The following is a 12,326-nucleotide window of genomic DNA, read 5'->3' on the forward strand; positions in this document are numbered from 1 at the left end:
GGGGGTTCGGCGTCGTCAGGGATGACGTCAATTCGGTAGTGTGTGAGATTTTTCTAGCTACCGACCGAATCCTGTGTCATCAGCCCCGCGTCTCGATCCGATTGGACATTCCCATTGGCCGTTCGGTCCCGTATCGAGTCGCTCACCCGTTTGCCGCTGCTATTCGCAAGAGTCTAAGCTCGCTGAGCATTTAATATCAGCAGGCTTGTGATTGATTTTCAACAAAATTTATGAACGAACCCCAAACTTTCCAAGACGCACTTCGCCAAGCAAAATCGATTTGGATCGGTTGCCAATGGCCGACGCAATTTGGAAGTTCGCGGTTAAATCTCGAGGGATTGCGGAGTCGTCAGGCGGGGATTGCGGAAAAGGCGACTCGCGGCGAGGAATCGCGATGCTGGGGTGGTGCCGCCATCTGGTTGGCTGCGGTCGAACAGGATGCTGCGCTTGCCGGAGAACTTGCCGAACAAGCGGTGCGAGCGGTCGAAGCGGGCGAAAACGGCGAGGTTCACCGATTGCTCGGCGAGGCCGTCGCGTTAGAGCAGAAGTACCGCGAACCGGTCGTCTACCAGCCGCTGCTAAAACGCTTTGAACAAGCCATGGCTCTGCAAAGCTGTTGCTCATAGCGGCAATTAGTTTTCCATTGGAAACCTTCTTGCCACCTCAAACGCCAGCCGTGCTATCGGTTACCGAGTTTTTTCGTCAAGCTAATCACTTGCCGACCCTGGCGGCTTGAACGTCAACGCCCCGGCGGCTATCAAAGCCAGTCCTTTTGGAGAATCGACGTGTGGAATGGTCGATCCTTCGAATTTGCTTGCAAAGCTGTCACCCATTTCTCCATCCACGAAAGAGTCGTCGATGCCTAGCTCTGAGGATCTATCAACCGGTGCACCCCAATTGGACGATCGTCCGTGGGAAGAAATGCTGCGATTGGCCCAAGAGGGAGATCAAGTCCAGCTCGAAGATTACGTCTCGCAGCTTTCGACGGCCGATCAAGCCTTGGCGCTGAGCCGGTTGGACGAAGAGGAAGAAATGCAGGTATTGGAGGCGATGGATGCCGCCGACGCAGCGGAATTGATCAGCCATTTGCCCGAGATCGAAGCCGCTCGGATGTTGGCGCTGCTCGATTCGTCCACCGCCGCGGCGATCGTCCATGAATTGCCCAGCGACGAGCAGGCCGATTTGCTCGGCGACCTGAGCGACGAACAGGCCGAAGCGATTCTAGAGGAACTGCCTCAGGACGAGGCGGCTGCGGTTCGCGAGCTTTCGTCGTACGAGGATGACGAAGCGGGCGGGATGATGGTTCGCGAAATGCTTCGCTTCAACGATCAAATGTTGGTGCGGGACGTGATCCAGGACCTCAGCGAACACGGCGAGGATTACAGCGACATTGACGTTCGATACGCCTATGTCTGTGATTCGCAGGACCGGCTTGTTGGCGTTTTGCCAATGCAGAATCTATTGTTCGTCAAACGCGCCGAACAGCTTTCGGACCTAATGATTCGAGACCCGTTATCGGTGCAGGCGACCGCGTCGTTGGACGATTTGGTCGAATTGTTCGACACCCACAACTACCTCGCCGTGCCGGTGGTCGACGAACTGGGCCGACTGCAAGGCATCGTTCACCGCGAGGCGGTGCAATACGAAGAGACGCGGGCAGCCGAAAGCGATTACCTAAAAAGCCAAGGGATCGTTGGCGGCGAAGAACTGCGGACGATGCCGTTGTGGCTCCGAGCCCGGCGACGATTGAGTTGGTTGAGCATCAATGTGTTTTTGAACATCGGCGCCGCCGCGGTCATTGCCTATTTCCAAGACACGCTTCAAGCCGTGATCGCGTTGGCGGTATTTTTGCCGATCATCAGTGATATGAGCGGATGCAGTGGTAACCAGGCTGTCGCGGTCAGCATGCGAGAGCTTTCACTCGGGTTGGTGCGGCCCACCGAAATGCTACGTGTTTGGTGGCAAGAGGTTTCGGTGGGGCTGATCAATGGCTCGGCCCTCGGGCTGCTCGTTGCAATCGTCGCGGTGCTGTTTAATGGGAATCCGTATCTCGGAATCGTCGTCGGAATTGCCCTGTTCGCGAATACAATAGTAGCAGTGTCGATCGGCGGCGTGGTGCCATTGGTACTGAAGCGATTTGGTTTTGATCCCGCCGTGGCCAGCGGCCCGCTGCTAACGACGGTCACCGACATGTGTGGATTCTTCTTTGTGCTCGGGCTCGCCACGACGATGCTTTCGAAACTGATTGACTAACGGCCGTCCTCGGCAGCGGCCATTCCCGCAGCCCCTCGGCCACTTGTCGCCGATTCGCCGATTCCCCAACAAAACCAATAGCCGACCGAACCAACAAGGGACGTCAAACATGGAACCGCTTGATCTTACTGAATTTGAATGGAAGATCGTGGTGCGTCAGTTGACCATCGACGACTACGATGCGTTGGTCGAAATTGCCAAACGTTGTTTTCCTGGGATGGAACCTTGGGGTCGCGATCAGATTGAAAGCCAATTGGCGATTTTTCCCGAAGGCCAGATCTGTGTGGAAATCGATGGCAAACTGGCGGCATCTTCGTCCAGCTTGATTCTGGAATACGATTCGTCGCTGGAATGGCATAACTGGAAAGCGATTGCCGACGGTGGCTATATTCGCAACCACAAACCCAAGGGAGACACGCTGTACGGGATCGAAATCATGGTCGATCCTGAATACCGCGGCATGAAATTGTCTCGGCGGTTGTACGACGCACGGAAAGAATTGTGTCGCCAAAAGAATCTGTCGCAAATCATCATCGGCGGCCGAATTCCTGGTTACCACAAACACGCCGACAAAATGTCTGCGCGGCAATACATCGATTCGGTGGTCGAAAAAGAGAACTACGATCCGGTGTTGACCGCCCAACTGTCCAACGGATTTATCGTTCGCGGACTGACCCCCAACTACCTGCCCTCGGATACCGAATCGTGCGGCTACGCAACGCATGCGATTTGGAGCAATATTGAGTACGTGCCTGGCGCGAAACGGCGTTTTCACAACGTCGTCGAACCCATCCGGGTCTGCGTCGTGCAGTACCAATTGCGAGCCATCAATGGGTTTGACGAGTTTGCGCAGCAGTGCGAGTTTTTTCTCGACACCGCTTCGGATTACAAGTGTGACTTTATCTTGTTCCCCGAATTGTTCACAACTCAACTGCTTTCCTGTGTCGAGTCGAGTCGTCCTGGGCAAGCCGCCCGCCAATTGGCTGACTTCACGCCGCAGTATCTCGATCTGTTCACCGAGTTGTCGGTCAAGTACGACATCAACGTGATTGGCGGTTCACAGTTCGTGATCGAAAACGGCACGCTGTACAACGTCGCCTATCTGTTCCGCCGCGATGGATCGATCGGCAAACAATACAAGATTCACATCACGCCAAGCGAACGCAAATGGTGGGGCGTCAATCCAGGTAAATCGGTCGAAGTGTTTGAAACCGATTGCGGACCGATCGCCATCCAAATCTGTTACGACATCGAGTTCCCTGAATTGACTCGAATCGCTACCCAGAAAGGCGCTCAAATCATCTTTGTGCCGTTCAACACCGACACTCGTCACGGCTACCTACGCGTGCGATATTGTGCCCAGGCTCGCTGTATCGAAAATCATCTGTATGTCGCCATCTCGGGCTGTACCGGCAACCTGCCTTTTGTCGAGAATTCCGATATCCACTACGCGCAGTCGGGGATCTATACCCCGGCCGACGTCGAGTTTGCGCGCGATGGGATTGCCGCAGAATGCAATCCGAATGTCGAAACCGTGATCATTCACGACTTAGATTTTGAACAGCTCCGCCGCCACCGCGAAACCGGTTCGGTGCAAAATTGGAACGACCGCCAACGTGGACTCTACAAAGTGGTCTACGAACAAGACGGCACATCACACGAAGTGTAACCAACGGTCTTGCCCCCGTTCCCGCGTCCCTTCGATCGACGATCTTGCTGGTGATTTTTCAGTCATCAGCGGATCTACCCCGCAAACCGGTCCGCCTAACCGTTGCGGCTCATGGCGACAAATTCAACACCTGGGTTTCCGCGTCCGCCAACTCGGTGGGCAATGCAACGATCTGCAACGTAGTCGACTCGGTCGTTGCGGGTGGCAGCTCGCCGCGACGAATCGCGACCTCGCGAGGGGCGACGATCCCAATTTGAACTCGGCCACCGGCGACACGGTTGATCGTCAACAATACGTCCGATCCGATTTGAATGGTTTCGCCTACTTTGCGGCTGAGCACTAACATGATTCGATCCTTGAATGGGTTGTTTTTCGAAGTCAGATTTCGACTTGATACGCGGAACAAAGCAACCGCCGGACCAATCGTGCTGTGAAACTAAGAAAATCTCGCGACTTCGTCATTTTGTCTCACCAATCTACCCCACCACACCGCATTCACCCCTCCTGTGAGCAGGAACAGCGGTTCTCGATGGCGGCGGATGTCCAGAATCTTTCCAAGCCCTAAAACGAGATGGAAAGAATGTTTCCACAAAATGACGACACTACGTCTACTTTGGGTAACGGCGCGGCGCGGGGCCAATGCTATCCACTCCGGTAGCGGTGCGGCGCGTGCGACCCGGCCGCTGACGCGTCGCGGCTCATTAAATCAACAACCCGTTCACGGCTTGTTGATTTAGTGATGTTTCCAGCGGCAAGGGGGGCATGATGGACTTCCAAGTCCGTCAATGGTGTATTCGACGGACTAGGAAGTCCATCGTACGACTAAATCAACAGCCCGTTAACGGTATCCACTATCCGAGTAACTGCAACGTGTCGTCGAGATCGGCCATCGCCTTATCGACCTGCGACGCCGTCGCTTGGACCGTCTCCAATTCAGCGGTGTCGCCAAGGGCCGGCAATTGGGCGAACGTGGTGACCTTGCTCGATTGAACCTCGGCAACCGTTTGCGATGATTCGGCGACGGGCTCATCGACGGGATCGGAACCCGACGTCGGCAATGCCAACGCAGCGGCGGATGATTCGCCACCGTCGCGGTTCGCAGCGCTACGTGACAATTCGTTGATCACTCGCAACGCGTCCATCGCCGTAATGCGTCCATCCGCATTGACGTCGTAATAGCGTCCCGGAGCCACCATCGTCTCGCCTTCCGCACCGCCTTGTCGGTCTAATTGGTTGACCACCAACAACGCATCCATGGTGGTGGTTTCACCGCTGCCATCGACATCGGTGGACTCAATCAAATTAGTAGGGCTGACCCCCGTCACGGCATCGCTTCCAGCCGAGGAACGGACGATCAAAATTTGGTCTTCGTCGGACGCGTTGACAATCAACGCGTACAAGTTTCCGGCGGTCAGATTCGCCGTCAAAACGCCGCCCGCGTCATCGGCCAGCGGATTGAGATCCTCGTCATACAGCACCACTTTCGCGGTGACCGATGTTGACCCGACGTGCCCCACGGTCAATGTCGTATTCTTGACCGCGCCGAACAAGATTGCCGTCGACTGATTGCTGGCGGGGATCACTTGCGGACGTGCGATGTTGGCGGTGATCACCGAACCGCCGCCCCCACTTGTGTCGTTGTCCAAAATCGAACCGGTAAACACGGTGCTCTCGCCAAGATTGGCTCCAGACGGTTGATTCAGCGTCACCACCACCGTTTCCACGCTTTCGACGATTGCATCATCCACCAAATTGATCGTGATATTGCCAGCGGTTTGCCCGGCGGCGATGGTGATCGGGTTCGCCGCCACGGTGTAGTCGCTTCCCGAGGTTGCCGAACCTGTCAGCGTAAAGGGAACCGTGATCGCCGAATCGCTTGGCTTCGATAGCTGCACCGTCACGTTGATCGCCGAAGATGCCTCGCTGACCGACTGGGTCACATTGGCGATCGTGACGATGGGCAGGCTTGGAACCGACGGATCGGTATTCTGCAGCGTGATCGTATGCGTGGTTGCCGTGCCCAAGCTGGCTCCGGTTGGCGGCTGCAAGGTGATCGAGATCGATTCATCTGCTTCGCTCTCGGTGTCACTGATCGCCGTCACCACGATCGCCCCCGAAGTGGCTCCGGCGGGAATCCGCAGCGGACTGCTGCTGATCGTGTAGTCCGTTCCTGCCGTTGCCGTTCCGCTTACCTCAAACGGGATGACAACTTCCGAATCCGCAGCAGCCGACAATAAGACCGAAATTGAAACGTTGCCGCCATCTTCGCTGACCGTTTGGGCAACGATTGAGAAATCGACCACGGGATCGGTGGGCACGGTCGAATCATTGTCCGTGATCGAAATCGTCAACGTCGAGTTCGTCCCCAGATCATAGCCTGCCGGAGGCGACAAACTGATCAAGATCGTCTCGACCGATTCGACCAAATCATCGTCGATGATTTCGATCGGCAAACTCGTAGTGCTGGTTCCTGCTTCGAACCTTAACGATTGCTGTCCGATCATAAAATCGCTTCCATTGGACGCCGTACCGATAATCGTCACTGGAACGGTGATCAATTCGGGAGCCAGAATGCTCAATCGCGCGGTTGCCAATGCGGCCATCGACGACTCGGACACCGTGATTTCGTCGGTCGTGAATTCGACGGTCGGATTGCTGCCCTCGACGTCGTTATCGGTGATGGTGATCGTCGTCTCGGTCACGCTGCCTAAATTGCCAAAACTCGGCACGCCGAGCGTGAACACGATCGTTTCATCCAATTCGATCAAACTGTCTTCGAACAAATTTATCTTGATGGTTCGAGAGGTTTCGCCCGCGGCAAATCCCACGACGTTGGTCAAACTGGCATAATCGTGACCGTTGATCGCGGTGCCAGAAAGAAAGAATGGCACTTCGACAAACGACTCAGTGACTTCCGACAAACGCACCGTAACGAAGATCGCCGGGTCACCTTCAGAAACGCTAAGCGTGGATTGTTCGATATTGATCGTCGGCGGAGGCGATTGGTCATTGTCGCTAATCGTGATTTGCTCGGTCGGAATATCACCGAGGACGGCACCGGTCGGCGCTGCCAAATTCACGAACAACACCTTATCGCCATCGACAACGGTGTCGTCATTGATTTCCACCGTGATCGACGCCGCGGTTTGTCCAGCGGCGAAGACAAGCGGGCTCGACGAGATCGAGAAGTCGGTATTCGGGCTGGCGGTACCACTAAACGTAAACGGCACCGTGATCGGCGCATCGCTCGGCTTCGACAAAATCACGTTTAGCGAGATCGTGCCAATGTCTTCACCGACCGTTAACGACGAAGCACGGAAATTGACGGTCGGCGGAGGGACTTCGTCGTTGTCAATAATCGTCAACACTTGACGATTGGGCGTACCAAGTTTCGCGTTGGTCGGCGGGTCGAGTTTGACAATCACCGTTTCATTGTTTTCCAGTGCAAAGTCGTCGGTGATCGCGATCGCAATGGTTGCACTTGTTTCACCCGAAGGAATGATCAGCGAATCGCCGCTGATCACAAAATCGCTGTTCCGCGAAGCACTGCCGGAAACCGTATAAGGAATGATCACATCCGATTCCGTCGGTCCAGAAAGCGTGACGGTCATCTCTGCCGTCCCCGCGTTCTCTTGAATGGTCGATGTCGCCAATCCGAGCGTTGCGATCGGGGTGCTGTCATCGTCATCAACGATATTGATTGTGTGCGTCTTTTGAACTCCCAATAGGGCGCCAGTCGCATTGCCCAGGGTCACCACAATGGTCTCGGCGGGTTCGGGCGACAAATCATCATGGATCGTGAACGTGATGTCGGCCGACATACTGCCCGCCGGAATGATCAACGGCGACGCGTCCACAGTAAAATCACTGCCTTCGGTGGCCGTTCCCGACACGGTAAACGGAACGATCACGTCTTCGTTGGTAATCTGCGAAAGCGAGACATTCACGCTTACGGTTTCGACATCCTCAAGCTGTGATTGCGTCGTGGTCGTTGTGCTGACCACCGTTTCACTTGCGTCACTGACTCGCAGAATGACGTCGCCATAGTCCGTGATTGGTAGTGAATTGGATTCGGCGTCAACAACAAGCGTTCGCGTCGGCGAACTGACTCCGGTCGCATTGAGCGTCAACCGATAATCACCGGCCACGTCGGGAACGGTCACATCGAACGTGCCCAGGCTGCGAGTCGGCGGGACGCCCAGCGCCGCAGTGGCTGAGCTCGAAACCACCGAATCGCCGGCCTCGCGATTGATCACTTTGTCAATGAAAACGGGGAAATCCTCGGACTCGAAAAACTCGTCAATCTCGAGCGCCGAAGCACTGCTGGCAAAATTCAACTGGAAACCACGAACCGCTTGCTCGGCCGCCGTCAACGACGCTTCGAAACGAATGGTCGAACCCCCGCTCGCACTGACGACCGTCGTCCCTTCGGTTTCCGTTGCACTTCCCACCACTGGCAATAAATCGATCACCGCGAGCAAACGACGATCCTCGAGCGTTTCAGCAAAAAGACGTCGGCGTTTTACGTAGCGACTCGTGGTTCGACGGCTCATAGGGGAAAATCCTCGTTGCATCAGAATTTGTCGGGGGCAGGAAAGTCTGTGGACTATGCTGGAAAGGCAGGGTGTGGGTTAATCTTAATCCACCCAATCGGTGACTGCCACTATGATCCCCGAGGAACCGAATTCTTCGATTTAACAAGTGATTTCGCCCGCGTTTTGCGAGAGTCGACATCGCAAAGCACCACAAAACCGCTATGCAACGGCCTGAATCGCGAATCGATTCTCCAAAAAAAAAACGCCTCATTCGGTTGTGAAGGTCACAAACCGAGTGAGGCGCCAATGAATCGGAGTTTGAGCAATCGCGGCGGGTTAACGCAGCAAAATTTAACGCAGCGAAATGGCGTCCTGCAGCGGCTTCAGCACGCTTGCCACTAGATATTCGTCGATCAAGTCGCGTCCGAGCGCAACCAGTCGATCGTATTCTTGGACATACGTCTCGTCCGGTCCCAGGCTGTCGTAACGGCGGACCGTCAAATAAACGCTGATCGGATCCTCGCTGTAATCCCCCGTGCGAACTTGGTAAGCATTGGTTCGCGATTCAAAACTGATCCGGCACTGCGTCCGGCACTCTTCGTCCAGCGCAAATTGAATCGCCGGCTCGTGTGATAACACCTTTCCGAAGGGCAGGTTCATGAACCCTTGTAAACCCGGCGCGACCCCAACGACCTCGGACAAAATGTCGTTGTGATTGCCACGGTAGGCGAAATCGAAACCGAACATCACGCTCAGCGATTCGCAATCCAGCGGACTGGCGGACAATTCGTACGGGATCAATTCCAACACGCTACGGTGCAGATCGTCGATCGCTTCGGCGGATTCGGGATTCACGACTCCCGAATTGACCCGTTTCAATTCAGTCGAAACCCAACGATAGGCTCCAGCCTCTTTTTCCTCTTCTAAAACAAACTCGTTTTTTTCGCGGCCGTAGAAGTTTTGCATCTTCGGATAGCGGCGGCGGATTTGTTCAAAAAAATGGAGGATCGATTCACGACCTTTGGGCAAATCCATCTCGGTCGTTAGAACCATGTTCAAGTAATAGTCGTCGCTAAACGCACCATATCCGTTCATTCGTCACCTTTCGTGTCGCGTAGATGCTTTTTTTGGAGTGGCTGCCAGCACGGTGAATAGACGGGCAACCATGAAATGGGTTCACAAGCAAGGATGTAAGATCACCAGCGAACCACGACGACTTAGTGGCTAATTCAATAAGATGATGTGTTCCTCTCTTGCATACGGGTCGCGTCGAAATAGAGATACAGTCGACATCATTTAGTTTAAGCGTAAGCCGCCAAGGATTGAACCTCCGAAAGGTCGGATTTTCCCGCTTCGACCGTGGGCAAAGCCGCCTCGAGACGCAATTTCCCCGTCGTAGAGCTGTAAAATCCGTACTGCATTGGCTAAAATCATGCTTCACGTTCGCTAGAGAGACGCCCTACCCAGCTGCATTGGGGGGCTGGATTCCACGTTACGAGCCGATTCAAAGCACGCTGGGCTTGAATTTCCAAACGCGAAAAAACATCTCGACGAGACTTTCCCTCATGATTCTCCGTTCTTTTGCAAGTTTCATTTTTGCCCTCGCTGCCACATCGGTCATCACATCGGCCGCGACGGCGGCGGAAAAGCCGAATATCGTCTTCATCTTTGCGGACGACATGTGCTTTGACACCATCGCCAACTTCGGCCATCCCGAGATCCAAACGCCCCATCTGGATGCCTTGGCGCGACGCGGTACCACATTCACCCACGCCTACAACATGGGATCGTGGAGCGGTGCGGTTTGCGTGGCCAGCCGCACGATGCTGAACTCGGGACGCTACGTGTGGAACGCAAACGCGATCCACAAGACGAGCGAAAACGAGCGGCAACAGGGGCGATGGTGGAGCGAGCTGATGAAATCCGCTGGCTATCGCACCTACATGACCGGCAAGTGGCATTGCGCCGCAAGTGCGGAAAAGTCATTTGACGTCGCGCGAGACATTCGCCCGGGGATGCCCAAAGACACTCGGGACGGATACAACCGTCCCGCCCCCGATGGCAGCGATCCCTGGTCCCCGTCGGATCCAAAGTTTGGCGGATACTGGCAAGGCGGAACGCACTGGAGCAAGGTGGTCGCCAACCACGCCGAAGATTTTCTGCAAGAAGCAGCATCGCAAGAGGATCCGTTCTTTATGTACCTTGCGTTCAACGCACCGCATGATCCACGTCAATCGCCGCAAGAATACGTCGATCGTTACCCCAGCGATTCCGTGGCGGTTCCCAAAAATTTCCAACCGTTCTATCCCTACGCCGAATCGATCGGTTGCGGCAAGGGACTGCGTGACGAGCGTCTCGGACCGTTCCCTCGCACCGAGCACGCGGTGCAAGTCCATCGCGGTGAATATTACGCGTTGATCACGCACATGGATGATCAAATTGGCCGGATTTTGAAAGCGGTCGAAGCGTCAGGCAAATCGGACAACACTTGGATCTTCTTTACCGCCGACCACGGACTTGCCGTTGGCCAACACGGATTGTTCGGCAAACAAAACATGTACGATCACAGCGTCCGTGTCCCCTTTATCGCGGTCGGCCCCGGAGTCAAAGCGAACGCAAAAATCGATCAGCCGATCTACTTGCAAGACGTCATGCCCACGACACTCGAATTGGCCGGCACTGCGAAACCGGATTTCGTCGAATTTCACTCCGTGCTGCCAATCTTGGCAGGCCAACCGGGGACGCTCGAAGAGGTCTATGGATGCTACCTGAATTTGCAGCGGAGCATCCGCACCGACAAATACAAGCTGATCGTTTATCCGAAAGCCAAGACCGTGCGGCTGTTCGACATCAAAAAAGACCCGCTGGAGATGCACGATCTAGCAGGCGAAGCGGCGATGCAGCCAACCGTGAAAGACCTTTTCACACGACTGCAGGCGTTGCAAAAATCGATGAACGACGACCTGGTCTTGGAACTTTAACACAACGGTGTTCCCAAGCACTCCTCACTCCTCACTCCTCACTCCTCACTCCTCACTCCTCACTCCTCACTCCTCACTCCTCACTCCTCACTCCTCACTCCTCACTCCTCACTCCTCACTCCTCACTCCTCACTCCTCACTCCTCACTTCCCTGGACTGCCGAATCAACAGGTAGCTCGTCAGCATGATCGCCGCGATTGCACTTTGCGGCGTCCAACTGAGGAAGATTCCCATCAGGACTTTGTCGAATTCCATTCCCAGCCCTCGCCCTACCGCAATTGCCACGGCGATTAGTGAGAAGGCTGCTGGAGTAATGATCACGACACGCTGCTGCCACGATAACCGCCGCGGCAGCATCGCCAGTGCGACCAGGGTGACGGGGCCAAGTGTATAGATCGCGATCAACGTCTCCGGCCGCACCGCCAACTTGCTTGCCACCGTCGCGAACACCGCTGCGATGGTGGTCACCACCATCAATCCAAACAGACTGAACTGGATCGGCTGAGTGCGGGAGTTTGCGCTGTCGCCCTCGTCGAAATCGCCCACCAACTGATTTAAATAATCGCGATAACGCGCCGCGACCATGCCAATCAGCGAACCGACGGCCGCGGCTACTAGAATATTGACGCCCATGTTGGGATAGTCCGCAAACAGACCGCCGTAAGTATTGCCGGCCTCCCACACCGTCAGTGGAAACCCGATCGATTCGTTTTGGGATTGAGGTTTGCCGACCAGACTGCTCCAGTCGCTTGAACGCACAAAATATGACAGCGCGTTGACGGCGGCCATCAACAGCATGCCGACCGCGGTGCCGCGAAGAAACCAACGCGTCGACGAACCGGCCAAGGAGAGTGTGTTCATGCAACAATCCGATGCGAGAAGAAGAGA

Annotated in this window: 8 protein-coding genes; 4 read left to right on the forward strand and 4 right to left on the reverse strand. The window is 55.2% G+C overall.

The features are described from left to right. The first annotated feature begins 230 nt into the window (after positions 1–230). The 3 genes from ABEA92_RS04850 (at position 231) to ABEA92_RS04860 (ending at position 3,922) form a co-directional block, all read left to right on the forward strand. Positions 231–626, forward strand: coding sequence for a hypothetical protein (locus ABEA92_RS04850; protein ID WP_345682676.1), 396 nt, complete (start codon positions 231–233; stop codon positions 624–626). Positions 627–858: 232 nt separating this feature from the next. Further along, positions 859–2,253 carry a magnesium transporter gene (gene mgtE, locus ABEA92_RS04855; RefSeq protein WP_345682677.1) on the forward strand — a complete coding sequence of 465 codons (1,395 nt, stop codon included), beginning with the start codon at positions 859–861 and terminating at the stop codon, positions 2,251–2,253. A 109-nt stretch (positions 2,254–2,362) separates the two neighbouring features. Continuing rightward, on the forward strand, positions 2,363–3,922 hold the full coding sequence (locus tag ABEA92_RS04860; RefSeq protein WP_345682678.1) for a GNAT family N-acetyltransferase: 1,560 nt from the start codon (positions 2,363–2,365) through the stop codon (positions 3,920–3,922). A gap of 109 nt (positions 3,923–4,031) precedes the next feature. Here ABEA92_RS04860 and ABEA92_RS04865 read toward each other — a convergent pair whose 3' ends face one another. The 3 genes from ABEA92_RS04865 to ABEA92_RS04875 form a co-directional block, all read right to left on the reverse strand. After that, positions 4,032–4,268: a carbon storage regulator gene (locus tag ABEA92_RS04865; RefSeq protein WP_345682679.1), complete on the reverse strand. Its 237-nt coding sequence runs from the start codon at positions 4,266–4,268 to the stop codon at positions 4,032–4,034. 505 nt (positions 4,269–4,773) lie between these two features. After that, entirely contained in the window at positions 4,774–8,475 is a 3,702-nt protein-coding gene (locus tag ABEA92_RS04870) for a Calx-beta domain-containing protein (protein ID WP_345682680.1), read from the reverse strand. A gap of 333 nt (positions 8,476–8,808) precedes the next feature. After that, the gene (locus tag ABEA92_RS04875) at positions 8,809–9,552 is read right to left on the reverse strand and encodes a hypothetical protein (RefSeq protein ID WP_345682681.1); all 744 of its coding nucleotides are present in this window, start codon (positions 9,550–9,552) and stop codon (positions 8,809–8,811) included. Between the two features lie 470 nt (positions 9,553–10,022). Between ABEA92_RS04875 and ABEA92_RS04880 the strand changes: the two genes are divergently transcribed. Beyond that, complete coding sequence (locus ABEA92_RS04880; RefSeq protein WP_345682682.1) at positions 10,023–11,438, forward strand: sulfatase family protein; 1,416 nt, start codon at positions 10,023–10,025, stop codon at positions 11,436–11,438. Positions 11,439–11,567: 129 nt separating this feature from the next. Here ABEA92_RS04880 and ABEA92_RS04885 read toward each other — a convergent pair whose 3' ends face one another. Beyond that, positions 11,568–12,299 carry a hypothetical protein gene (locus tag ABEA92_RS04885; protein ID WP_345682683.1) on the reverse strand — a complete coding sequence of 244 codons (732 nt, stop codon included), beginning with the start codon at positions 12,297–12,299 and terminating at the stop codon, positions 11,568–11,570. Between the last annotated feature and the right edge of the window lie 27 nt (positions 12,300–12,326).

The sequence above is a fragment of the Novipirellula caenicola genome (assembly GCF_039545035.1).
GTDB lineage: Bacteria > Planctomycetota > Planctomycetia > Pirellulales > Pirellulaceae > Novipirellula > Novipirellula caenicola.